The 22,455-nt window shown below is 74.4% G+C and carries 20 protein-coding genes; 9 read left to right on the forward strand and 11 right to left on the reverse strand.

From position 1 onward, the window contains the following. Window positions 1–6 precede the first annotated feature (6 nt). Window positions 7–1,221 (forward strand): hypothetical protein, encoded by a 1,215-nt coding sequence (locus ACIPUC_RS03375; RefSeq protein WP_446586485.1) that lies wholly within the window; start codon window positions 7–9, stop codon window positions 1,219–1,221. On the opposite strand, the gene ACIPUC_RS03380 is transcribed toward ACIPUC_RS03375, so the two are convergent. From ACIPUC_RS03380 to ACIPUC_RS03390, 3 genes are all read right to left on the reverse strand, one after another. Continuing rightward, on the reverse strand, window positions 1,175–1,567 hold the full coding sequence (locus tag ACIPUC_RS03380) for a hypothetical protein (protein WP_446586486.1): 393 nt from the start codon (window positions 1,565–1,567) through the stop codon (window positions 1,175–1,177). The genes ACIPUC_RS03375 and ACIPUC_RS03380 overlap by 47 nt on opposite strands. A 93-nt stretch (window positions 1,568–1,660) precedes the next feature. After that, window positions 1,661–2,224, reverse strand: a complete 564-nt coding sequence (locus tag ACIPUC_RS03385) for an HXXEE domain-containing protein (RefSeq protein WP_446586487.1) — start codon at window positions 2,222–2,224, stop codon at window positions 1,661–1,663. Then, window positions 2,221–3,168, reverse strand: a complete 948-nt coding sequence (locus tag ACIPUC_RS03390) for an AEC family transporter (protein ID WP_446586488.1) — start codon at window positions 3,166–3,168, stop codon at window positions 2,221–2,223. Before ACIPUC_RS03390 ends, ACIPUC_RS03385 begins: the two co-directional genes overlap by 4 nt. A 72-nt stretch (window positions 3,169–3,240) precedes the next feature. Between ACIPUC_RS03390 and ACIPUC_RS03395 the strand changes: the two genes are divergently transcribed. Both ACIPUC_RS03395 and ACIPUC_RS03400 read left to right on the forward strand, forming a co-directional pair. Then, window positions 3,241–4,593 carry a sensor histidine kinase gene (locus tag ACIPUC_RS03395; protein WP_446586489.1) on the forward strand — a complete coding sequence of 451 codons (1,353 nt, stop codon included), beginning with the start codon at window positions 3,241–3,243 and terminating at the stop codon, window positions 4,591–4,593. After that, entirely contained in the window at window positions 4,590–5,270 is a 681-nt protein-coding gene (locus ACIPUC_RS03400; RefSeq protein ID WP_215144191.1) for a response regulator, read from the forward strand. Before ACIPUC_RS03395 ends, ACIPUC_RS03400 begins: the two co-directional genes overlap by 4 nt. A gap of 24 nt (window positions 5,271–5,294) precedes the next feature. Here ACIPUC_RS03400 and ACIPUC_RS03405 read toward each other — a convergent pair whose 3' ends face one another. From ACIPUC_RS03405 to ACIPUC_RS03420, 4 genes are read right to left on the reverse strand one after another with little or no spacing between them, the layout of a single operon-like run. After that, window positions 5,295–6,251, reverse strand: a complete 957-nt coding sequence (locus ACIPUC_RS03405) for a hypothetical protein (protein ID WP_446586490.1) — start codon at window positions 6,249–6,251, stop codon at window positions 5,295–5,297. Next, entirely contained in the window at window positions 6,248–8,113 is a 1,866-nt protein-coding gene (locus tag ACIPUC_RS03410) for a LodA/GoxA family CTQ-dependent oxidase (RefSeq protein WP_446586491.1), read from the reverse strand. Before ACIPUC_RS03410 ends, ACIPUC_RS03405 begins: the two co-directional genes overlap by 4 nt. 10 nt (window positions 8,114–8,123) lie before the next feature. After that, on the reverse strand, window positions 8,124–9,551 hold the full coding sequence (locus tag ACIPUC_RS03415) for a radical SAM protein (RefSeq protein ID WP_446586492.1): 1,428 nt from the start codon (window positions 9,549–9,551) through the stop codon (window positions 8,124–8,126). After that, window positions 9,548–10,891: a hypothetical protein gene (locus ACIPUC_RS03420; protein WP_446586493.1), complete on the reverse strand. Its 1,344-nt coding sequence runs from the start codon at window positions 10,889–10,891 to the stop codon at window positions 9,548–9,550. Before ACIPUC_RS03420 ends, ACIPUC_RS03415 begins: the two co-directional genes overlap by 4 nt. 220 nt (window positions 10,892–11,111) lie before the next feature. Here ACIPUC_RS03420 and ACIPUC_RS03425 point away from each other — a divergent pair, with 220 nt between their 5' ends. Both ACIPUC_RS03425 and ACIPUC_RS03430 read left to right on the forward strand, forming a co-directional pair. After that, a complete protein-coding gene (locus ACIPUC_RS03425) occupies window positions 11,112–12,155 on the forward strand; it encodes an alpha/beta hydrolase (protein WP_446586494.1) in 1,044 nt (347 codons plus the stop codon). After that, window positions 12,152–13,372: an acyltransferase family protein gene (locus ACIPUC_RS03430; RefSeq protein ID WP_446586495.1), complete on the forward strand. Its 1,221-nt coding sequence runs from the start codon at window positions 12,152–12,154 to the stop codon at window positions 13,370–13,372. The genes ACIPUC_RS03425 and ACIPUC_RS03430 overlap by 4 nt, the downstream gene beginning before the upstream one ends. Window positions 13,373–13,433: 61 nt before the next feature. Here ACIPUC_RS03430 and ACIPUC_RS03435 read toward each other — a convergent pair whose 3' ends face one another. Then, entirely contained in the window at window positions 13,434–13,856 is a 423-nt protein-coding gene (locus ACIPUC_RS03435; protein ID WP_362586033.1) for a DUF350 domain-containing protein, read from the reverse strand. A gap of 106 nt (window positions 13,857–13,962) precedes the next feature. Between ACIPUC_RS03435 and ACIPUC_RS03440 the strand changes: the two genes are divergently transcribed. Beyond that, window positions 13,963–15,783, forward strand: a complete 1,821-nt coding sequence (locus ACIPUC_RS03440) for a GNAT family N-acetyltransferase (protein ID WP_446586496.1) — start codon at window positions 13,963–13,965, stop codon at window positions 15,781–15,783. Here ACIPUC_RS03440 and ACIPUC_RS03445 read toward each other — a convergent pair. Then, complete coding sequence (locus ACIPUC_RS03445; RefSeq protein ID WP_446586497.1) at window positions 15,738–17,777, reverse strand: AMP-binding protein; 2,040 nt, start codon at window positions 17,775–17,777, stop codon at window positions 15,738–15,740. The two genes, ACIPUC_RS03440 and ACIPUC_RS03445, sit on opposite strands and share 46 nt — an antisense overlap. Before the next feature lie 137 nt (window positions 17,778–17,914). Here ACIPUC_RS03445 and ACIPUC_RS03450 point away from each other — a divergent pair, with 137 nt between their 5' ends. Continuing rightward, window positions 17,915–19,828, forward strand: coding sequence for an ABC transporter ATP-binding protein (locus tag ACIPUC_RS03450; RefSeq protein WP_446586498.1), 1,914 nt, complete (start codon window positions 17,915–17,917; stop codon window positions 19,826–19,828). A 7-nt stretch (window positions 19,829–19,835) separates the two neighbouring features. Next, window positions 19,836–20,213, forward strand: a complete 378-nt coding sequence (locus ACIPUC_RS03455; protein ID WP_446586499.1) for a VOC family protein — start codon at window positions 19,836–19,838, stop codon at window positions 20,211–20,213. A 76-nt stretch (window positions 20,214–20,289) separates the two neighbouring features. Here ACIPUC_RS03455 and ACIPUC_RS03460 read toward each other — a convergent pair whose 3' ends face one another. Continuing rightward, complete coding sequence (locus ACIPUC_RS03460; protein ID WP_446586500.1) at window positions 20,290–20,637, reverse strand: hypothetical protein; 348 nt, start codon at window positions 20,635–20,637, stop codon at window positions 20,290–20,292. 126 nt (window positions 20,638–20,763) lie between these two features. On the opposite strand from ACIPUC_RS03460, the gene ACIPUC_RS03465 reads away from it, so the two are divergent. Beyond that, window positions 20,764–21,657 (forward strand): sigma-70 family RNA polymerase sigma factor, encoded by an 894-nt coding sequence (locus ACIPUC_RS03465; protein ID WP_446586501.1) that lies wholly within the window; start codon window positions 20,764–20,766, stop codon window positions 21,655–21,657. A 23-nt stretch (window positions 21,658–21,680) separates the two neighbouring features. On the opposite strand, the gene ACIPUC_RS03470 is transcribed toward ACIPUC_RS03465, so the two are convergent. Then, on the reverse strand, window positions 21,681–22,391 hold the full coding sequence (locus ACIPUC_RS03470; protein ID WP_446586502.1) for a FadR/GntR family transcriptional regulator: 711 nt from the start codon (window positions 22,389–22,391) through the stop codon (window positions 21,681–21,683). Between the last annotated feature and the right edge of the window lie 64 nt (window positions 22,392–22,455).

Raw genomic sequence — 22,455 nt, forward strand, 5'->3', positions numbered from 1 at the left:
CTGCGCATGCGACGTCTGTTGACCTTGGCCATGGCTGCGGCCGCCGTGCTGGCCGCCGGGGGGCCGCTGCCCGTCGCCGAGGCCGGGAGCGCCGCTCCGGGGGCGGCCGGGCACTGGTCCGCCCGGGCGGCGGAGTCCTTCTGGACCGCCGAGCGGATGGCCGCCGCCGCCCCTCTGCCGCCGGATCCGCTACCGGGCGCGGCCGCGGGACCCGAACCGGAAACGGATCCGGCTCCGCTGCCGCTGCCCCTGCCCCTGCCCCTGCCCCTGCCGGAGCCGGCCCCGACTCCCGCGCCCGCCGGCTCCCCGTCTCCGTCGCCGTCTCCGTCTCCTGCGGTCGCGGCTCCGAGCCCGGACCCGGCCGCGACCCCGGTGACCACGCCGACCGCGCCGACCGCGCCCCCGGGCCCCGTACTCAGCCCGCCTCCGGCGCCGGCTCCGGCCGTACCGCCCACCCGGCCGGTCCGGCCCGCCCCCGTACGCGTCCCCGCCACCACCCCCGGCGTGGGGAAGGACTTCGACGGCATCCCGGTCGCCGGCCGCATGTTCCTGGTCAAAGGGGGCGGCTCGTACTTCTGCACCGCGAGCGTGGTCGCCTCCCCCGGCCGGAACCTGGTGCTCAGCGCCGCGCACTGCCTGACCGGTTCCGACACCCGGCACATGGCCTTCGTACCGCGGTACACGCGCGCGAAGCCGCAGCCGTACGGGATGTTCCCGGTCCTGCGTGACGCGGGCGGGCACTCCCGGATCTGGATCGACCCGCGCTACCGGTCGCAGGGCCCCGACCGCGCGGCCGCGCTCGACGCGGCCTTCGCACAGGTGGGACCGGACGCCCGCGGACGCCCGGTGCAGGACGTGGTCGGCGGGAACCGCCTGGTCACCGGTGCCGCGTTCGCGCATCCGCGGGTCACGCTGATCGGCCACCCGGCCTCCGCGGCCCGCCCCCGCCTGTGCGTCAACAGGACGACGAAGTTCACCAGCAGGGACGCACGGATCCCGGGCTCGTTCCTGCGGATCGACTGCACGGGCTATCCCGGCGGGACCAGCGGCGGCCCGTTCCTGCTCCGGTACGACGCGCGGACCGGAACCGGCGACGTGATCGGGGTGATCGGCGGCTGGAAGACCGGCGGGGACACCGCTGACACCTCCTACAGCTCCTACTTCGGCAAGGACATCAGGAAGTTGTACGAGAAGGCGGTTGCCGGGGCGAAGGCGGGGTGAGCACCCGGACCCAACGGGTCCGGCGCGGGTTGCCGACCGTGCGCGGGGTCGCCGGGAGCCCGGCGGCGATCAGCGGGTCCGCGGGCGCCAGGCCGAGCCTGCGGCGCAGGTCGGCGAGGGCCGCGTGGACCGGGGCGAGGACCACCTCGGCCCCGGGGTCGATGTGCGCGAGGGCGTGCGCGGTGGTCTCGATGGCCTCGGCCGCGTCCTCGGCGGCGGTCCGGCTCCACCCTCCGGGTGCGCCGGTCCGCCAGGGCGCGACGGTGTCGTAGAGGTGGCAGGCGGCATCGGCCACGGCGTCGGCCCGTTCCCCGACGCCCGGCGCCGCGATGGTCGGCAGTTCCATGCCGGGTCAACGAGCCGGTTCCCTCCGGGGGTACGAGCGGATGCCCTGGAGCGGCGCACCGCGAACTGGGCTACCCGCCGGGACCCCCGCGCGCTACCGCGCCGACGCTCCCCGGAGGATCCGGCGGGAGACCGCGTGGGCCGCGGCGGTGGCCGCGCCCGCGAGCGCCAGTCCGGTCACCGCGTGGCGCGCCCGCGCGGGCCGCAGGACGCCGGCGCGCCGGAGCCGGCCCCGGGCCCAGAGCGTGAAGGGGACGACGACGAGCGGCGAGGTCACCACGCCCGGGGTGTATCCGCGCGTGGCGGCGGCCTGGCCGAGGTGCACGAGGCCGTGCAGGCCGAATCCGGTGAGGGCGCCCTGGTAGAAGCCGGACCGCCCGCCGGTGCGCAGCCCGTCGGCGGACGCGGCGGCCACCACGAGCCCCATGACGCCGACGGCGGTGGCGAACCGGCGTCCGTCGACGCCTTCGAGGCGCTGCCAGAGCCGGTCCGGCACGCGGGGGTGGCGCTCGCGCAGGACGGGGACCCTGCTGCGCGACCAGCGCGCCATGGTGGCCACCTCCTCCAGGTCGTGCACGGCCCAGGCCGCCAGCAGGCCGAGCGTGGCGAGGACGGGCGCGGGGTCGGGGCGCTTCGGTTCGCGCATGAGGACGCTCATGAGGACACGGTATGCAGCCAGAGCGGCAGCAGCAGGAGGGAGGCCAGAGAGGTCTTGATCACTATCGAGGCGGAGAGTTCGACGCCCACGTCGTAGCGCTGGGCGAAGATGAACAGGTTCTGGGGAGTGGGCATCGCCGCGAGCAGGACGAGGTACGCGAGCCACTCGCCGCGCACGCCGGCCAGCCCCCCGCACACCGCCCAGGTCAGCAGCGGGAAGGCGACGCACTTGAAGGCGATGAGGGCCAGCTCCTCGCGCGTGGTGCCCCGCAGGTCCAGGCCGACGCCGCCGAGGTGCAGGCCCAGGGCGAACAGGGCCACCGGCGAGGCGCTGTCGCCGACGAAGGCGGCTCCGTCCAGGACCACGGCCGGGACGCGCACGGACAGCAGATTGAGCACGATGCCCGCGTTGCAGGCCAGGACCAGCGGCGTGGCGAGCGAGGCGCCGACCGCCCGGGCCAGCCGCCGTCCCGGGCCGCCCGCGCCGGGGCCCGCCCGGCCCAGCTCCATCAGCGAGATGACGGCCAGGGACAGGACGCACACCTGGAACAGCAGGATCGGGAAGATCGGGGCGGCCGTTCCGAACACGGTGATGAAGACGGGAACGGCGAAGTACGCGGTGTTCACCTGGACCCCCGCCATGACGCGCAGGGCCACGGCCCGCGGTTCGCGGATGCCCTGGGCCACGCACACCGCCGCGACCGCGGCCACCGCGAGGGCGGCCGCCCCGGCGTAGCCGCCGATCGCCTGCCAGTCGAACAGGGCCGCCAGGTCACCGGCGTAGATGTTGCCGAAGAGGTAGCAGGGCACGGCGAAGAGGAAGGCGTAGTCGGAGAAGGCCTTGGCGGCCTCGGCCGGGACGGCCTTGCGGCGGGCGAGCAGCACTCCGCCGCCGAAGGCCAGCAGCACCGGCACCAGCTTCTCCAGCGCGGCTGCCCCACCCATGCCCAGCTGCTCCCCTGATCGTCCGGCGAGCAGCCTATCCCCCGCTCCCGTTGCGCATAGGCTGGCCCGATCATGAGCGACAAAGCCCGCTTCCGGCTGGTCGGCCGGCCCCGCGCACGCGTCCGTGCCGCCGCGTCCTCCCCCGGCTCCCGGGTGCCCGGGGCGCTGGCGCAGCTGGCCGTGGTGCTGCGCACCCCCGCCCGGGCGGCGCAACCGCTGTTCGGGCAGGCGCCCAAGACCTGGCAGAGGATGCTGCCGTTCGCCGTCGTCGGCGTCTTCGTGGTGACGCTGCTGCCGGTGACCATCGCCGTGCTGACCAACGACTACGGGCTGAGCGGCGGCTGGTCGGGCGCGCTGGGAGTGGCGCAGACCGTGCCGCTGCTGCTCGCCGTGACCCGGCCGCTGCACGCCTGGGGCGTGGTCCTGCTCGCCGACACGATCGGCGCGGCGCTGCTGATCCACGCCGACCGGGTGGCGGCGCACGCCTGGCCGTGGACGCCGATGGCCATCGTCGGCTACCTGCTGCTGATGGCGTGTCTGGGGCTGCGCGAGTCCATCCGGACACTGGTCGGGGTGTGGCTGGCGACCGGTGCGGTGGGGGCGGTGCTGGGCTTCTTCCAGCCGGCGGGCTCCATGAACACCGCCGCGCTGCTGTTCGTGCTCGGCGGGGTCATGCTGGCGCTGACGGGCGCGCTGCGCGGGCTGGGCGACGCGCAGCAGCGGATCGCCGAGCAGGAGAGCATCAGCGAGGCGGAGCGGGCCCGGCGGACCCTCCTCGAGGAACGGGCCCGGATCGCCCGGGAGTTGCACGACGTGGTGGCCCACCACATGTCGGTGATCACCGTGCAGGCCGATTCCGCCCCGTACCGGCTGCCGGGCATGCCGGAGCCGGTCCAGGAGGAGTTCGCGGCGATCGCGGCGAGCGCCCGGGAGTCGCTGGGCGAGATGCGGCGGCTGCTGACCGTGCTGCGCGGTGACGGTACGGAGCGCGCCGAGGGCGAGAAGGCCCCGCAGCCCGGGATCGACCGGCTCCAGCAGCTGGTGGAGGCGACCGTACGGGCCGGGCAGCCGGTGGAGTTGTCCCTGGAAACCGGCGCGGCCGAGGCGGCTCCGCCCGCCGTGGACCTGTCGGCGTACCGGATCGTGCAGGAGGCGCTCGCCAACGTGGTCCGGCACGCGCCCGGGGCGTCGACCCGGGTCTCGGTGACCGTCGACGAGGACGAGGTCCTGGTGCTGGTGGTCAACGGCCCGGCCCGGGACGCCGTGGTGGCGCTGGAGAGTTCGGGCACGGGGCACGGTCTGGTGGGGATGCGGGAGCGCGTACGGTTGACCGGCGGGACGCTGGACACCGGTCCGCTGCCCGACGGCGGCTTCCGGGTCGCCGCCCGCCTGCCCCTGAACGCGCCGAACAAGGACTTGAGTTGACCATCCGCGTGATCATCGTCGACGACCAGGCCATGGTGCGGGCCGGGTTCGCCGCCCTGTTGTCGGCGCAGGCCGACATCGACGTGGTGGGCGAGGCGCCCGACGGCCGGCAGGGGGTGCAGGTCTCCCGTTCCACGCACCCCGACGTGGTGCTGATGGACGTGCGGATGCCGGAGATGGACGGGCTCACGGCGGCCCGCGAGCTCCTCGATCCGCCGCCCGGGGTGGTGCACCGGCCGAAGGTGCTGATGCTGACCACCTTCGACATCGACGACTACGTGTACGAGGCGCTGCGCGCGGGCGCCTCCGGGTTCCTGCTGAAGGACGCGCCGCCGGCGGACCTGATCGCGGCGGTACGGGTCGTCGCGTCGGGCGAGGCGCTGCTGGCGCCCTCGGTGACCCGGCGGCTGATCGCCGACTTCGTGCAGCAGCGCCCGGCGCCGCGCAAGGATCCGGCGCTGCGGCTGAACGGTCTCACCCCGCGGGAGACCGAGGTACTGGAACTCATCGCGCGCGGGCTGTCGAACCAGGAGATCGCGGGCCATCTGGTGCTCGCGGAGCAGACGGTCAAGACGCACATCGGGCGGGTGCTGGCCAAGCTCGACCTGCGGGACCGGGCGCAGGCGGTGATCTTCGCGTACGAGGCGGGAGTGGTGCGGCCGGGCGACTCCGCCTGAGCAGACGACCGGCGCGGATCGCACTCATGGAGCAAGGCCCGGCACGGCGAGCTCGTCCTGCCAGGCCGGGTCCGGGAAGGCCGCGGAGTAGAGCTGGGCGCAGCTGCGCAGGTGCTCCTGGAACGCGGTGTGCAGCCGGGCTGCGTAGTGGGCGCACAGCGCCGCCGCCGGGGTGCCGGCGGCGGCCGCGTCGATCACGGCGGCGGCGAGGATCCCGGTCCGCAGCGCCTGAGCGGTGCCGGTGCCGCTGAGCGGATCGCAGCGCAGTGCGCCGGCGCCCACGGTCAGCGACCCGCCCGTCCCGCCGGGGGCCGGCGGCAGGGCGGGGGCGCGGTGCAGCCGCGGGGCGGCCGGCACCGCGACCGCGGTACGCGGTGGACGGAGCAGTACCGGGAGCAGTCCCGCCTGGTCGAGGAGGCGGGCCAGCAGGGCGGCCGGGTCCGCGGCCGGCCCGGGCACCATCGCCTGGGCCAGGCACGCTCCTGCGCCGAGCGGGGTCAGGTGCACCCAGCCCAGGGCGGTGGTGGCCAGCCGCGCCGTGCGCTCGTCCCCGCCGGGCCGCAGCCGCGCGGTACCGGCCAGCAGCTCCCGCCGCCCGCACTGCCGGTGGGCGGCGTCCGGGGCCGCGGTGGTCACGGTCCACGACGGCTCCTCGCCGTCCGGGTGGCCCGGCCCGAGCCGTTCCCGCATCCGCGCGGCCAGCACCGTACCGTCCACGACCCGCGCGGGCTGCGGAAAGCGCTCCACGGGCCGGCTGCCCCAGGCGACGTGGCGGTGCCCCAACTCCCAGGTGCCGTCCAGCAGTCCGGCTCCCCACAGGGAGTCCAGCAGGTCCAGCGTCGGCTTGTTGAGCAGGAGAGGCCGGGGGCCCGCCGGGGCGGCGGGCTCCGGCGGGAGCCGGAACCGGTGCCCGCGCCCGGCGAGCAGCCGGGCGCAGGTGAGCTCGGCCAGCCCGGATCCCGCGACGGCGACCAGGCTCATGTGTCGAGCAGCGCGAGCAGTGCCTCGGTACTCGGCTGTTGCGCGTTGACCAGTGCCCGCGCCGCCGCGTCGCCGAGGGGCCGGATGGCCTCGTGGGCACGGATCGCGGCGAGCGCCGCCTCCCGGGTGAGCTGGCCGTCGGCGAGCGGTCCGGTCGATGCGCCGAGCCCGGCGGGCAGCGTGAAGCGGGGAGCGACGCCGCGGGCGGCGAGCAGGTGGTTGGTCTGGTGCAGGAATTCCATCACGGTGCGGGACTGGCCCATCAGCACGCCACCGGCCTTGTCGCGGAGGGCGAAGGTGCTGCGCAGCAGGCCGAGCAGGATCGCGTAGTACTGATCGCCGAGTTCGAGCAGCTGCTCGTGGAGCGGGGTGCCGTTGCCCGGTCCGAGGGTGCGCAGGTACTGGGTGGGTGCGAAGGGCCCCAGGTGGGTCTTGACCGCCGTGAACCGCTTGAAGTGGTCCCCGCCCTCGTCGATGATGAGCTTGATCAGGTGGGCGAGCCGGTCGGCTTCGGGGAACAGCTGCGGCTGCTTGACCAGCGTCTGGTGCAGCTGCACGTACATCCCGTCCACGCCGGTGCCCACCGACTGGCTGGGTGCCTCGACGTCGATGAACCACTGCAGCTGCTCGGGCGTGAGCGGACGGAGCGCGAAGGGGTGCGCACCGTCGCGCTCGATCTCCGCGGCACGCCCGATGACGGGCGCCTCCCCGAGCGTGCCGAGCGCCTCGTTGACCCAGCGCAGGTGCCGCATCTCGTCGACCGCGACCTGGAACACCTCGTCGGCGGCCCGGTGGACCTGCGCGGTGAGGCTGTCGGGCTGGGTGCCCGCGGGCAGCTGCCGCGGGGCGTCCAGCGAGTAGTGGGCGAAGAGGTACTCCACGCACAGCGCGTGCTCGACGGTGGCCAGCCGCTTCAGCTCTGCGATCACCTGCTGGCGGGTCAGCGGCGGGACCGCCGGGGGTTCCGGGTTGCCGATGCTGTCGCTCTCGCGGTCGTTGAGGACCACGGGGAGCACGTTCCAGTCGGCGATCACGTCCGGGTAGTCCATCTCCAGGCTTCTGCGGGCGTCTTCCACGTCGTCGGCCCGGTCCGGCACGGGCGTGCGGTCGAGGCGCAGGAAGTTCATCTGGGGGACGGCGCCGTCCGGGCTGCTGGAGATGTCGGGCTTGGAGGCGGCCCAGTAGTAGCACATGCAGTCGCGGAAGTCGTACTGCCAGGGGGCGCACATGCTGCGGGTGAGGTCGCCCGGCTCGTACGCCTCGGGATCGATCACTCCGTCGGCGTCCAGGAAGCGGGCGCGGTCGGCGACCAGCACGGCGAGAGCGACCCGTCCGCCCGGCCCGCGGTCGACGAAGCTGCTGCCGTCCATCCGGAGCTGGTTGAGGTCGCCGACGGAGGCGAGCCCGGGGGAGTTGAAGCCGGGGCCCGGTCCGATCACGAGGGCGATCCGGCCGGGCAGCAGGTCGTGGGCGTGGCGCCAGACGTCCAGGCCGTCCTTCCCCCGGCAGTTGACGGGGGGAGCGGCCGTCTCCGGCTGGTCCACGGTCGTGCGGCCGCAGAGGGCCCTGAGGTAGAGGTGCTGGCCCGGCACGTTCAGGTCCGCGTCGGTGAGCCCCTTCGCGGCGGCGATCCCGCCGGTGACGGCGATGACCCGGGAGCCCTCCCTGCGGTGGAAGTCGACCGTCAGCCCGGGGAAGAACTTCTTGTCCATGTTGCGCTGGTCGAACTCCAGCCCGGGAAAGCAGTTGTCGACGCCGCTCTCGGGGCGGGTGCCCGACGGGTTGCCGCGCACGATGTGGTCGGCGCGGGCGGTGAGGTTGCGCGGGAAGATCTTCCCGTCGGGGGTCGGCAGATCGGGCATGACGGCTCCTTCAGACGGTGCTGGCGCTGCTGGCGACGGGAACCGCGGGAGAGGTTTCGAAGAACTCGGGTGCGCTCTCGGAGAGTTCGACGTAGGCCCGCAGGCAGAAGGCCAGCCAGCCGCGGATGTAGTCGCAACCGGGCCGGCCGCGGCGGCTCACCTCGTGGTAGCAGCCGCCGCCGCACAGGTAGCGGGCCCAGCAGGACCGGCACGGCTCCGTACGGTCCACGTGACGGCTGTCCAGGTGTTCGCGGCGGGCGGCGGTGTCGCTGCCTCCGGCCACCGAGCCCATGGCGAACGCCGGGTCGTCGACCAGCCGGTGGCATGCGTACAGTCCGCCCTCGGCCGAGGCGCTGAGGTATCCGGCGCCCGCGCCGCAGGGGTACGGGCGGTGGGTGCCCCGGTGCAGCTGGCGCAGGGCGGTCTGGAAGTTCCCGAAGGGGTAGCGGCGCCCCGCCGACAGCTCGCGCAGCGCGCTCTCGCCGCACTCCAGCATCCGCTCCAGGAAGCCGCCGAAGGTCTCGGCCGTGATCTCGTACGCGGGATCGGGTGCGCTCACCACGGCGGCGAAGCCCACTTCGTCGAAGCCCAGCCCGATGCCGTGTTCCAGGACGTCGAGCAGCCGTGTGGTGTACGGGGTGACGCTGACCCTCGCGCTCAGCTGGCGGGGGCGTCCGTGCCGGGCCAGTACGTCCAGCCCGGCGAGCAGCCGGTCGTAGGCGCTCGCTCCTCCGGGCGCCCGGCGCAGCGCGTCGTGACCCGCGCGGTCGCCGTCGAGGCTCACGGTCACGGTGAAGGGGTGCTCGGCGAACAGCCGGGCGTCCTCGGGGCGGACGGTCGTCAGGTTGGTGGTGAGGGCGAAGCGGACCTGGTGGCCGGCGGCCGCCCCCGCCTGCTCCGCGTACCGGACCACCTCGTGCACCAGGTCCCCGGCCAGCATCGGCTCGCCGCCCATGAATCCGACCACCACGTCCGCGCCCGGCGCCGCCTCGGCCAGCAGGCGGTCCACCGCGGCGAAGGCCGTCGCCCGGGGCATCGTACGGGCGGAACCGCCGAACTTGCCCTCGTCGGCGTAGCAGTGCCCGCAGCTGAGGTTGCAGGCCTGCATCACGTTGAGGGAGATCGAGGAGAGCGGCGGCGGCCCGGCGGGCGTGCCGTCGATGCGGCGCTCGTCCCACAGGGGCAGGGCCAGTTCCCCGGCGAGCTGCGCGAGGGTGCCTTCGGGGGCCGCCGTCCACCGCTCCAGCCGGGCCGCGGTGGCCTCGGGCAGGTCGTACACCCGGCTGCCGTCGGCGACGAACAGATGGGCGCCGAGCTCGCTGCGGAAGACCTTCACCTCTGCGGCGGGCCCCGGGAGGGCTCCACCGGCCGTACCCGGGGGCTGGGACGGCGGACGCGGCTCGGGCGGGCGCCTTCCGATCTGCAGCAGCACCGTCACGTGCCCGCCTCCGTGTCTTCGCGCAGGGCAGCCGCCCACCGCACCAGCAGGTCGTACTGGCGGCGCGTCAGGTGCAGGGCATTGCCGTCGGCGCCCCGCATGTCGGGCGGCATCCTGCGGTTGTAGCCCCCGGCCCCACTCGGATCGGCGACGGGCTCGCGGATGATCGCCCGGATCAGACCGGGCTGTTCGCGGAACAGGTCCTCCACCATCTCCAGTGCCACGAACCGGCGGTGCTGGCGTCCGGCCCGCTCGGTGAGGCCGAGGAGGACTCCGTTCAGGTTCGCCGGGGCGGGCAGCGCGCCGAAGACGTCGTTCTGCACGTCCAGGTTGATGTTCCCCGCCGTCTCCAGGATCCGCTCGAACAGGTCGCGGATCTCCAGCGTGGTCTGCTGCTCGTCCGCGAGGTACTCGGGGGTGCGCACGTCACCGCGCCGGACCCGGTCGGCCAGCCCGTCGGCGACCGATACGAAGGGTCTGCGGTCGGGCGCGAAAACGGGCGGGCAGGCGACGATCCGGGCGCTCGCCGTCAGCCCGCCGGGCAGGCTGACCGAGACCAGTCCGTCGCAGACGTCGTCGACCAGGCCCACGGACTCCCTGCTCTCCGCGCCCGCGAACAGTCCTTGCGGAGCGGTGCGGACGTCGTCGGCGGGGAGCTCGAACCCGCACCATTCCGCGTCCGGATTGAGGATCCTCCGCTCCTGCGGCACCCGGTACCTGCCGCCGGCGGGCAAGTCGGCCGGCCCGTAGACCGCCCCCGTCCCGGGCGTGAACCTCAGCCGCAGCTCGGGCAGCGCGGCGTTGGGCACCGGTACCTGCACCGAGCCGAGCGGCAGGCTCCGGCCCGCCGGGACGAGCGGCTGGGCGGCGTTCTGGGGGGAGGTGCCGGCGAGGCCGTGCTTCTGGTGGTCGTCGCCCCGCACCTCGACCCGCGCCTCGATCCGGTCGTCGTCGTTCTCGGTGAGGTGGTGGGCCTTGAGGTTGGCCACCGCCACCTCCCACCGCACGTCGGCCGGCCCCAGCCCGAACTCCGCCAGGACCTCCTCGGTCAGCGGCCCGGTCCTGCGGTCGCCGTTGACGGTCCAGCTGCCGTGCACCTCGAAGTACGGGCAGACGGGGCGCCAGCCGTCCTCGTCCTTGAACCGGACCTTTTGCGGCATCCGCTCGGTGAGCGTGCCGTCGGCGGCCAGATCGAGGGTGGGCTGGGGCACCACCGTGGTCTTGCCGGTGCCGCGCGGCGACAGGTCGCTCTTCCCCCAGCGGTAGTTGTCGCACGGTTTCGGGGACGGGCCCAGACGGGCGAAGGCGAGCGGGGGCTGGATCCAGAGCTGGTCGATCACCGGCATCTCCTAGCGGTAGGCGGCAAGATGACGGGGCGTGATCGAATGTACGGACTCCGTTACGGTGTGTCACGTTCGACACGGGCGTCGCGCCCTGCCTGAGCCGCGGGTCTCCTCCACCCCCTACCGGGGTATGACATCCGACTTGGCTCCACGGTCCGACGTACGGCGCGGTACCTCCTTCCTACCTTCCACCTCGTCACGAGGAGAGGAGAAGGGCATGCGCCGCTTCGGAAGGACGATGGCCACGGCCGCGCTGGCGGTGGCCGTCGTCGGGGGGACCGCGGGGTGGGCCTCCGGCGACAGCCAGCGGGCGGTCACCGGGCCGCCGCCCGGCACCGCCGCCTGGCGGGCCGACACGGTGTCCGGCCGGGCGCTGCCCGATCCGGCCGGCGCGACGCCCCGCGAGGTGGCCCGTTTCTTCGCCGGGCTGGACGAGGCCGCGCGCCGGGAGCTCGTACGGTCCCACCCGCTGGTCGTCGGGAACCTGGACGGGACCCCGCTCCCCCTGCGGTACGAGGCCAACCGGATCGCGATCGCCGCCACGGGGGAGGCCCGCTACGCCTCGCTCGGTGCGCCGGACCGGCAGATCCTGGCCTTCGACCCGCGCGGCCGCGGCCAGGTCGCCGAGGTCTTCGGGGACCTGGAGCACGCGGCGCACGTCTCGGTGATCGTGCCGGGGTCGGACAACGACGCCACCCGCCACGACGCCCGGCGGGAGCCCGCCGGCGGACCGGCCGGGATGGCCCGGGCGCTGCGCGCGTCCACCGGCGGATCCACCGCCGTCATCGCCTGGGTCGGGTACACGACCCCGGTCGGGGTCGGACTGGACGCGGCCGACGGCCGGCTGGCCGAGGCCGGGGCGGTCCGCCTGGCCCGCTTCACGGCCGGGCTGGACGCGGTCGGCGCGCCCGACCCCGTGCTGTTCTGCCACAGCTACGGCTCGGTGGTCTGCGGACTGGCGGCCCGGCACACCGACGCCGCCGACATCGTGGCCTTCGGCTCCCCCGGCATGCGCGCCGACACCGCGGCCGGGCTGCGCACCCGCGCCCGGGTGTGGGCGGCACGCGGCCCCTCCGACTGGATCGCCGACGTCCCGAACGTCGCGTTCGCCGGGATCGGCCACGGCGCCGACCCCACCTCCGCAGCCTTCGGCGCCCGCCGGGTGCCCGCCGCCGACGTGCAGGGCCACACCGGCTACTTCGCGCCCGGCACCCGGTCACTGGCGGCGTTCGCCGCGATCGCGAAGGGAGAAGTCCGATGAGCACCCTCACGAAGCTGAACAGGACGGCCGAGCGGATCGACCGGCAGACCCCCGCCCATCGCGACCGGGCGATCGACGGGCTGCGCGCCCTGGCGCTGCTGGCCGTGCCGGCGGGCCACTGGCTGCTCGGCGGGTTCACCCTCGACTCCGGCGGCGGCCTGCACAACGCGAGTCCCCTGTCGGCCTTCGGCGGGCTGGCCCCGGCGAGCTGGGTGCTCCAGATGCTCGGCATCTTCTTCCTGGTCGGCGGCTACGCCTCGGCGCTCTCCTTCCGGCGCCACACCGGCCCGGCGGGCGCCTGGCTGAAGGGGCGGATCGTCCGGCTGGGGCGGCCGGTCCTCGGGGTGACGGCGGTGTGGGCGCTGGCCGCGCCGGTGCTGTACGCGGCCGGGGTGCCGGAGGCGACCCTGCGGACCGGGGCGACGCTGGTGATCCAGCCGCTGTGGTTCGTCGGGGTGTACGTGGTGATCACCGCGCTGACCCCGTACTGCGTGCGGGCGGCGGGCCGGCTCGGCGGCTGGGCGGCGGCACCGCTGCTCGCCTCGGTCGCCGCGGTGGACTTCCTGCGCTACGGGCCGCTCGCCGGCTCGGTGCCGGGCTGGGTGTCGCTGCTCAACATCCTGCCGGGCTGGCTGTTCGCGTACCAGCTGGGCGTCGGCTGGGGCGAGGGACGGATCGGGCGGCGCGGCGGGTGGCTGCTGCTGGCGGGCGGGACGCTGCTGTTCGCGGCGCTGCTCGCGGTCTTCCACTACCCGGCGTCGATGGTGGGCGTGCCGGGTGCGGAGCGGACCAACTCCCACCCGCCGTCGCTGCTCGTACTGGCCCTGGCGGCGGCCCAGTCGGGCGCGGCGATCCTGCTGCGCGACCGGCTCGCGAGGCTGCTGGCCCGGCCGGCCCTGTGGGCTCCGGTGGTCGTGATCAACCTGTGTGCGATGACGATCCTGTGCTGGCACCAGACGGCCATGCTGGCCGCGGCCGTTCCCGGTTCGTTCCTGGGCGGGCTGGCGGGGCTGACGACGGCGCCGGACAGCCTGGGCTGGATCGCGGCGCGGCTGGCGTGGATGCCGGTGTTCGCGGTGCTGCTGGTCGCCATCGCCCGGTACGCGAGGCGGTTCGAGGGTCCGCCGCGGGCGGTGCGCAGGGGCCGGGCGGTGCGGCGGGCGGTCGCGGGACTGCTGGCGGCAGGATTCGCGGTCTTCGCGCTGGGCCTGGCGTAGGACGGCGAGAGCGCCGCTCCCCGTGGGAAGCGGCGCTCTCGCTGCGTCGTCCGCGTGCCCGTCAGGCGATCGAGGCCGCCACGATCGCGGCCACGGCGAGGTTGCAGGAGGCGGTGACCCAGACGGCGGGGTGCGGCTCCGGGTCGACGACGATGGCGCCGAGCTTGCCCGGGGTCACCAGGTCGAGCACCAGGAACGCCACCGCCATCAGGACCAGGCCGAGGACGCCGAAGGCCGCGGTCGACAGCAGGCCCTTGCCGAAGTCCTGGTAGGTGGTCCAGATCGAGGTGAAGACGATGCCGCCGATGCCGAGCAGGGCGGAGCTCAGCAGGAGGGCGGCGTTGCGGTTGCGCTCCTCCCAGATCTGCTTCGGGAGCTTCCCGGGCGTCAGCACGTCCACGAGGACGATGCCGAGGATCAGCAGCACCAGGCCGAGAGCGCCGAAGGCGCTGGTGCGGCCAAGTCCGTTGATGATGTCGCTCATTGAGAAGCCTGTCTCCGCGTGGGTGGGAAAGGGGTGGGAAATGATGTGCCGTGGGGAGGCCGAATCTATCGCACGGCCCCTTCTCGGACCATGGGGAGGTCAGGAATTGGCAGAGGTCAGGGCCGCGCGGGCGGCCGAGGCGCAGGCCCTGACCGGGCTGGTGATGCGGTCCAAGGCGTACTGGGGGTACGGGCCGCAGGTCCTGGCCGCCTGCGCGGAGGAACTGCGGATCCGGCCCGGCGACGTGACGGCCCGCCGCATCGTGGTGGCCGAGGACGGCGAGGGGAGGGTGCTCGGGTTGGCCTCCCTGGAGGGGGCCGCCCCGCTCGCCGGGCTGGGGCTGCTGTTCGTGGAGCCCTCGGCCATCGGGCAGGGCGTGGGGCGGCTGTTGTACCGGGACGCGCTGCGCCGGGCGGCGGAGCTGGGGGTGCGCCGGCTGGTGGTCGACTCCGACCCGCACGCGGCCGGCTTCTACCGGACGATGGGGGCGGTGCCCGCGCCGGGCGGCCCCGACGGGCTGGTGCGGTTCGAGGTGTCCCCCGCCCCGCTCGCCGCCTGGGCGCGGGCGTGGACCGGTGGCGGCCGGGCCGTCCACGTGGGCAATGTGGCCGAGTTCAACACCCAGTTCGCCGACGCCTCCTTGGACCGGGAGCAGGCGGCCTCGCACCACTACGCCTGCCTGGCCGCCTTCTACAGCCCCTACCCGGCGGCACTGGTGCTGCCCCGTGCCGTGCCGCGGGGCTGGACCGAGCTGGTCTGCCGGCAGTTGGGCTGGTCCGGGGTGGAGGTGTACGACGGTCTGCTCGAGGGCGGTTCCGGCTGCCTGTCGGATGCCGTACGGGCACGGCCGGCGCTGGCCGCGCTGCTGACCGGGGCCGGGCTGCCGCTCGTACCGTGGGGGCGGACGCGGGCGTTCGGGGTGCTGGCCGGGCGGCCGTGGCGGGCCGGGGAGCTGCGGTACGAGTCCAAGTCGGCGGCGCACGGTCTGTTCGCCAGGATCCTGTCGGGCGGCGGACACCCCGGGATCGTGCTGCCCGCGCAGTGGCGGGCCGGCTCCCGGCGGGCGGCGGTCCGGCTCGTCGCGGCCCGGGCGAAGGCGGGCGAGAGCACCGTACTGAAATCGGAGCACGGGGTGGGGGGTTCGGGCACCACGGTGCTCACCCCCGCGGGAGTCCGGGCCGCGGGTGGGGCCCACGCCGTGCTGAGGCGGCTGCCGCGCGGGCCGCTGCTGGTGGAGGAGTTCGTCGGGAGCCGGGGCGGCGGCCCGGCGCAGGACGGCGGCGCGCGGGACCTCACGTACGACGGCTTCGTGGACGGCGAGGGCCGGTTGCACGAGGCCGGCGCGGGGCTCATGGACGTGCGGGACGGCTGCTACCGGGGTGCGACGGTGGGCCCGGGGGCGGTGCCCGGGTGGGCGCTGGAGCCGCTGCTGGCCTTCGGGGAGGCGGTCGGCCGGGAGCTGGCGTCCGCGGGCTACCGGGGCTGGTTCGACGTGGACTTCGTCACCGACGGCGCGGGGCGGCTCGCTCCGACCGAGACGAACCTGCGGCTGACCGGGCCGTCGATCGCCTTCATGGTGGCGGCCCGGCTCGACGCGCTGCGGGGCGCCGGCCACCTCGTACGGGTCGTCGACCGGGTGGAGCTCGGCGCACGGCTGCCGGACGCCCAGCTGGACGAACTGTGCGATGCCCTGGCGGAGGGCTGCGCGGAGCTCGGGGCGGTGTTCGTCCCCGCGATCCCGACGGCCGCGTTCGACCCGCAGCCGTGGCTCGGCGTGCTGGTGGCCGCGCGCAGCCCGGAGGTGCTGGACGCGGCCGAGGCACTGGTGCGGGCGCGGGCCCTGGCGGTCGGGGCGGAGTTCGGCGCCGCGCCGGAGCCGGATCAGTCGTCGGTGTCGAAGTGGGAGGCCGGCCTGCGGGCGACGTAGAAGGCCACGATGGCGGCCGCGATCATCAGCGGGATGTTGAAGGTGTAGACGAGCCCGGCCTGGCGCGGCCAGTCCTGTTTGGCCGCCAGCCGGTAGAGGTTGTCCTGCGGCCACCACGCCACCAGCAGGTACACCACGGCCAGGTGGGCCGCGGTGGTCAGGCCCCGGCCCCGGCCGTGGGCCCGCATCCGGGAGCGTCCCGAGAAGAGGAACATCACCCCGAGACCGAAGGCCACGCACTCGAAGAGGTAGAGGACGCCGAAGAGAAGCGCCCACGGGGCCGGCACCCCGGTGAGGTCGGTCGATCCGGGCCAGATGAAATGGGTGAGCACCCGCGCGACACCGCCCAGCACCAGCGCCCCGCAGCCGATGCCGAGCACGGTGAAGACCGCAACGTCCGCGGCCCCGGCCGCGGGCACGTGCGTGCCGCCGCCCTTGGCCGATCGCGCGGTGGGATGTGCGTCGCGCACCGGTTGCGGCCGTTGCGGCAGACCCGCCCGGTCCTCCTGGCCGGCCCGGCCGCGGGGCAGGGTCCGCAGCCGCACCACGGCGCGCGGCCGGTCCTCGGGGGGCAGCTTGCCGGCCAGGTGCGCGCGGAGCTCGTCGATGTCCGGCAGGCCGGAGCCCGGGGGCCATGACGGGTCGGCGGCCGGCGGGGAGGCGTAGGCGACCAGGCGCGGAACTCCCTGGAAGCCGGGCACCGCCGCCACCATCACCGATCCGATGCCCTCGTGGCCGCGGATCACCGATTCCAGCGGATGCGGGTCGAGGGTGCGCCCGTCGACGGTGATGCGGTCGCGGATCCGGCCGCCGAACTCCAGCAGCCCGTCGTCGCGCAGCCGCGCGAGGTCGCCGGTGGGGATCGCGTCGCCGCCGTCGGGCGGGGTGAGGCGGACCTCCCCGTCGCGGAGGTCGACGCGGCAGCCCGGGAAGGGAGTTCCGATGAGGGAGAACCCCTCCGGGTCGTCGACCGGGCCGGGCAGCTGCGGCAGCTCGAACCAGGTGCCGGTGCCCGCGGTCTCGGTGAGCCCGTAGACGTTGAGCACCCGGACGCCGGTCCGCAGCCGGTCCTGCAGGGCGGCCTGTTCGTCGAGGTAGAGCCGGGCGCCCGTGACGACGAGCAGCCGCAGCGAACGCAGCTGCGGGTCGGCTTCGCGGCGGGCCCGGGGTACGGCCGGCTGTGCGGCGGCGGTCGGCCCGGGGTCGCGCAGGAGCAGCCGGCTCGCGCCGACCGGGTCGGTGTGTACGACGGTGACCTGCTCGGACTCGATCGCGCGGCGGAGCGCGGCGGGCTTCCAGGGGGCCTGCTCGGGCAGTACGAGGGACCCGCCCGAGCACAGGGCCCGGGTCCAGCCCGCCGCGAACGCGGTGAGGGCCGATCCGGCGGTGATCAGGTGGCGGTCCTCCGCAGTCGGCCGGACCACCCCCGCCCAGCTGTCGTGGGCGGCGAGCAGGCGGGCGTGGCTGACGGGCACGGCGCGCGGTACCGCTCCCCCGGTGAAGAGGAACGCCGCGGTCCGTCCTTCCGCCGTGCGGGCGGGCGCAGAGGTGGGCCGACCGGCGATGTCCGTCGCTTCCGCCCCGAGGCGGATCACCCGCAGGCCGCTGCCGTCGTCGAGGCGGGCCTGGTGCGCGGCGTGCGTGAGCACCGCGAACGGCGGGGCGGCGGCCAGCTGCTGCCGCCCGGTGCGCGGCTCGTCGACGTCGAGGACGGTGTAGGTCCCGCCGGCTTTGAGAACGGCCAGGACCGCGACGAGGAGTTCGGCCTGGCGGTCGGTCCCGATCGCCACGAGGCCGCCCACGGGCAGCCCGGCGCCCTGCAGGTGGTGTGCCAACTGATTGGCCCGGGCGTCGAGCTGCCCGTAGGTGAGGCTCTCCGGGCCGGCTGTGACGGCGCGGGCGGCGGGTGTGTCCCGGGCCCACTGCTCGAAGCGGTGCAGGACGGTGTCGGTGGTGTGCTGACCGGAGCGTACGGACTCGGATCCCTGCGTCATGGACCGATGATGCCACCGGGCACCGACAGCGGCTGCGGGACGCGGATTTCCTTCGCTCGAGCCCGAGTTGACCCGCGTCGGAGCGGACCGCCCGCATGCTTGACCTCGACTTCGGTTGAGGTCCTAACGTTCTGGCCATGGACATGGAAGTCACCGCCTGGACCTCGCTGCACAGTGCGATCAACGCCCAGGAGGACCGCCGCCCGGTCTCCCGGGCCAGCCTGCGCCGGGTCGCCGCCTTCGCCCGCCCGCACCGCCGCGGGCTCACCCTCTTCCTGCTGCTCAGCGTCGTCACGGCGCTGCTCGCGGTGGCAACGCCGGTGCTCGCCAGCCGGATCGTCGACGCCATCGTGGGCGGACGGGACAGCGGCACCGTCACCCGGCTCGCCCTCCTCATCGCGCTGATCGCGGTGGCCGAGGCGGGTCTGGGGCTGCTGACCCGCCGGCTCTCCGCCACCCTCGGCGAGGGGCTGATCCTGGATCTGCGGACGGCGGTCTTCGACCACGTGCAGCGGATGCCGGTCGCCTTCTTCACCCGGACCCGGACCGGGGCCCTGGTCAGCCGGCTCAACAACGATGTGATCGGCGCGCAGCGTGCGTTCAGCAACACCCTGTCCGGGGTGGTCGCCAACACCGTGACCCTGCTCCTGACCCTCGTCGTGATGCTGAGCATCTCCTGGCAGATCACCCTGCTGGCGCTGGTTCTGCTGCCGGTGTTCGTGCTGCCGGCCCGCCGGATGGGGGCGCGGATGGCGGCCATGCAGCGCGAGGCCGCGGCGCTGAACGCCGCGATGGGCACCCAGATGACCGAGCGGTTCTCCGCGCCCGGCGCGACGCTCGTCAAGCTGTTCGGCCGGCCGGCCGACGAGTCCGCGGAGTTCGCGGCCCGCGCGGCGCGGGTGCGGGACATCGGGATCCGCACGGCGATGGCCCAGTCCGCCTTCATCACCGCCCTCACCCTGGTCTCGGCCCTGGCCCTCGCCCTCGTCTACGGGCTGGGCGGGTACTACGCCCTGCGCGGTACCTTGGACGCCGGTTCCGTCGTGGCCCTCGCCCTGCTGCTGACCCGGCTCTACGCCCCGCTGACCGCGCTCGCCGGTGCCCGCGTCGAGGTGATGAGCGCGCTGGTGAGCTTCGAGCGGGTCTTTGAGATCCTCGACCTGAAGCCGCTCATCACGCAGAAGCCGGACGCCCGCACGGTGCCGGACGGGCCGGTGGCCGTGGAGTTCGACCGGGTCTCCTTCGGCTACCCGTCCCCCGACAAGGTCTCGCTCGCCTCCCTGGAGGAGGTCGCCACCCTCGACGCCCGGGGCGGGACGCAGGTCCTGCACGAGGTCTCCTTCCGCGCCGAACCCGGCCGGATGATCGCCCTGGTCGGCTCGTCCGGCGCCGGCAAGTCGACCATCGCGCAGCTGCTGCCGCGGCTGTACGACGCCGACGCGGGCGCGGTCCGCCTCGGCGGGGTCGACGTACGGGACCTGACGGCGGATTCGATCCGCGAGACGCTCGGCATGGTCACCCAGGACGGGCACCTCTTCCACGAGTCGGTACGGGCCAACCTGCTGCTGGCCCGGCCGGAGGCCTCCGAGGAGGAGATCTGGGAGGCCCTGCGCCGCTCCCGGCTGGACGGCCTCGTGGCCTCGCTGCCGGACGGGCTGGACACGGTCGTCGGCGAGCGCGGCTACCGCCTGTCGGGCGGGGAGCGGCAACGGCTGACGATCGCGCGGCTGTTGCTGGCCCGGCAGCGGGTGGTGATCCTCGACGAGGCCACCGCGCACCTGGACTCCACCTCCGAGGCGGCGGTGCAGGAGGCACTGGGCGAGGCCCTGGCGGGCCGGACCGCGGTGGTGATCGCGCACCGGCTGTCGACCGTACAGGCGGCCGATCTGATCCTGGTGGTCGAGGACGGGCGGATCGCGGAACGGGGTACGCACGCCGAACTGCTGGCGGCGGGCGGCCGGTACGAGGAGCTGTACCGCACCCAGTTCGCGACGGGGGACACGCCCGCCGACGTGTCGCCGGACGGTGCGACGACCGCCTCTGGAGCATGATGCCGGTATGGACATCAAACTGGAGCTGGTCGCCGTGCCCGTCACCGATGTCGACCGGGCCAAGGCCTTCTACGAGAAGATCGGCTTCAACGCCGACCACGACCACACCGTCGGCGACGACGTCCGCTTCGTGCAGCTGACCCCGCCCGGGTCGGCCTGTTCGATCGCGATCGGCAAGGGACTGACCAGGATGGCCCCCGGTTCCCTGGACAACATGCAGGTCGTCGTCGCCGACATCGAGGAGGCGTACGAGGACCTGCGCGGCCGCGGTGTCGAGGTGACGGAGATCCAGGACCTGCCCTGGGGCTCCTTCGTCTACTTCTCCGACCCCGACGGCAACGGCTGGGCGGTCCAGCAGACCACGCCGCGCACGACCGCGCACTGACGCGCGTCGCGGACCGCGAGGCGATGGGTCTCGGGTCCGCGGTGCCGGCGAGCGTCCGCCCGCGCTCGCGGCGGGGTCAGCTCTCCGCGGCGGCGTGGTGGTGGTCGAGCTCCCACGCGTGGTGCTTGAACTCGTGGCGGAAGTCGGCGTGGTCCTCCCACTGGCGGGCGATGCCGCGCAGCACGTCCCAGTTGTGCTCCACCGACTGGTCGATGACGCGGCGCATGGCCGGGTCCGCCGACTCCCGCTGCGCGATGAGGCCCTTGATGGCGGAGGCCTCCAGGACGGCGTTGCGCAGCGCGCGCAGCGCACGGGAGGTGTCGTCCATCCCGAAGCCGTACTCGCTGCCCGTCTCCGCGTCGAACAGCGGGGTGAGCCGCGCCTCGATGAAGGCGGTGATCCGCTCGAAGTGCTGCACGTCCATCGGGGCTTCCTCTCCTGCCGGGCCACCACGTGTCCCCGGCGTCTCCAGTGTGCTTCTGCTGCTCACGGGCATTATCCCGCAGCGACTTTCCGATGATCTACGTTGGTGGTCCGCCGTGAGGAAGGAATGGGCCCCGTGGACGACAGTGCCCGGCTGACGGAGCGTTTCGAGGAGCACCGATCTCATCTCAGAGCGGTGGCCTACCGGATGCTCGGCTCGCTCAGCGAGGCCGACGACGCCGTTCAGGAGGCGTGGCTGCGCCTGGACCGCTCCGACACCGGTGACGTCGAGAACCTGGGCGGGTGGCTGACCACCGTGGTGGCACGCGTCTGCCTGAACATGCTGCGTGCGCGCGGGTCCCGGCGCGAGGACTCCCTGGACGCGTATCCCACCGACCCGGCGGCCTCCCGCGAGGACGCGGTCGACCCCGAGCAGGAGGCCGTGCTGGCCGACTCGGTGGGGCTGGCGCTGCTGGTCGTGCTCGACAGACTGGCGCCGGCCGAGCGGCTCGCGTTCGTCCTGCACGACCTGTTCGCCGTGCCCTTCGAGGACATAGCCCCGATGCTCGACCGCTCCCCTGCCGCCACCCGGCAGCTCGCGAGCCGCGCCCGCCGCCGCGTCAAAGGGGTTCCGCTGGTGCCCGAAGCCGATCTGTCCCGCCAGCGCCGCGTGGTCGACGCCTTCCTCGCCGCCACCCGCGCCGGGAACTTCGAAGCGCTCGTCGCGCTGCTCCACCCCGACGTGGTGCTCCGGGCCGACAAGGCCGTCGTACCCAGCCCCGCTCCCCTCCTCATCAGCGGCGCGGTCACCGTCGCCCGGGGTGCGATGGCCGCCATGCAGCGGGCGCAGGCCACCCGGCCCGCTCTGGTCAACGGCGTGGCGGGCCTGGCGATGGCCCCGCTGGGACGGCTGTTCCTGGTCCTCGGCTTCACGATCGAGGACGGCCTGATCACCGGGATCGACGTGATCGCCGAACCGGATCGGCTGCTCGAGCTCGATCTCGCCGTTCTGGAGGCCTGAGCCGGCCCCCGGCCCGGCGGCCCCTACGGGGCGAGGACGTCCAGCTCCTCGAGGGCGCCCACGGCGATCTGCCGGGTCAGCGCCTCGGCGCGCGCCGCGTCGCCCTCCCGTACCGCCTCGGCCACCTGTACGTGCAGGGTGACGGCCGCCGGGTCGGGATCGTGGAACATCACCGCGTGCTCGGTCCGGCCGGTCAGCACCTCTGCGACGACGTCGCCGAGGCGGGCGAACATCTCGTTGCCGGAGGCGTTCAGCACGACGCGGTGGAAGGCGATGTCGTGCCGCAGGTAGCCGTCGAGCTGGTGGCCGCGCGAGGTGCGGACCATGCCGAGGGCCGCTTCGGTCAGCTCGGCGCACTGATCGGGCGTGGCCCGGGCCGCCGCGAGCCCGGCCGCGACCGGCTCGATCGCGGAACGCAGCACGGTGAGCGAGCGCAGCTGTCGGGGCCGGTCGGTGCCGGCCAGCCGCCAGCGGATGACGCGCGGGTCGTAGACGTTCCACTCCTCGGTGGGGCGCACGGTGACCCCGACCCGTCGGCGCGACTCGACCAGGCTCATCGACTCAAGCACTCGGACGACCTCGCGCACCACCGTGCGGGAGGCCTCGAAGCGCTCGGCGATCTCGTCCGTACGGAGCACGCTGCCGGGCGGGTACTCCCCCGCCGTGATCGCGAGCCCGAGGGTGTCCAGTACGTGGGAGTGGAGCCCCTGTCCAGGACTGCCTTCGGTGGTCATGGCGTAAGCGTACGGTGACGCCCCGGCGAACAAAAGGTGCGATGTTTTGCCGCCCACCCCTTGA

Source organism: Streptomyces sp. LARHCF249 (assembly GCF_052871255.1).

Coding starts and splice junctions, on each gene's coding strand:
- ACIPUC_RS03375 (WP_446586485.1), top strand. CDS start 7: ATGCGACGTCTGTTGACCTTGGCCATGGCTGCGGCCGCCGTGCTGGCC.
- ACIPUC_RS03380 (WP_446586486.1), bottom strand. CDS start 1,567: ATGGAACTGCCGACCATCGCGGCGCCGGGCGTCGGGGAACGGGCCGAC.
- ACIPUC_RS03385 (WP_446586487.1), bottom strand. CDS start 2,224: ATGAGCGTCCTCATGCGCGAACCGAAGCGCCCCGACCCCGCGCCCGTC.
- ACIPUC_RS03390 (WP_446586488.1), bottom strand. CDS start 3,168: ATGGGTGGGGCAGCCGCGCTGGAGAAGCTGGTGCCGGTGCTGCTGGCC.
- ACIPUC_RS03395 (WP_446586489.1), top strand. CDS start 3,241: ATGAGCGACAAAGCCCGCTTCCGGCTGGTCGGCCGGCCCCGCGCACGC.
- ACIPUC_RS03405 (WP_446586490.1), bottom strand. CDS start 6,251: ATGAGCCTGGTCGCCGTCGCGGGATCCGGGCTGGCCGAGCTCACCTGC.
- ACIPUC_RS03410 (WP_446586491.1), bottom strand. CDS start 8,113: ATGCCCGATCTGCCGACCCCCGACGGGAAGATCTTCCCGCGCAACCTC.
- ACIPUC_RS03425 (WP_446586494.1), top strand. CDS start 11,112: ATGCGCCGCTTCGGAAGGACGATGGCCACGGCCGCGCTGGCGGTGGCC.
- ACIPUC_RS03430 (WP_446586495.1), top strand. CDS start 12,152: ATGAGCACCCTCACGAAGCTGAACAGGACGGCCGAGCGGATCGACCGG.
- ACIPUC_RS03435 (WP_362586033.1), bottom strand. CDS start 13,856: ATGAGCGACATCATCAACGGACTTGGCCGCACCAGCGCCTTCGGCGCT.
- ACIPUC_RS03445 (WP_446586497.1), bottom strand. CDS start 17,777: ATGACGCAGGGATCCGAGTCCGTACGCTCCGGTCAGCACACCACCGAC.
- ACIPUC_RS03450 (WP_446586498.1), top strand. CDS start 17,915: ATGGACATGGAAGTCACCGCCTGGACCTCGCTGCACAGTGCGATCAAC.
- ACIPUC_RS03455 (WP_446586499.1), top strand. CDS start 19,836: ATGGACATCAAACTGGAGCTGGTCGCCGTGCCCGTCACCGATGTCGAC.
- ACIPUC_RS03460 (WP_446586500.1), bottom strand. CDS start 20,637: ATGGACGTGCAGCACTTCGAGCGGATCACCGCCTTCATCGAGGCGCGG.
- ACIPUC_RS03465 (WP_446586501.1), top strand. CDS start 20,764: ATGGGCCCCGTGGACGACAGTGCCCGGCTGACGGAGCGTTTCGAGGAG.
- ACIPUC_RS03470 (WP_446586502.1), bottom strand. CDS start 22,391: ATGACCACCGAAGGCAGTCCTGGACAGGGGCTCCACTCCCACGTACTG.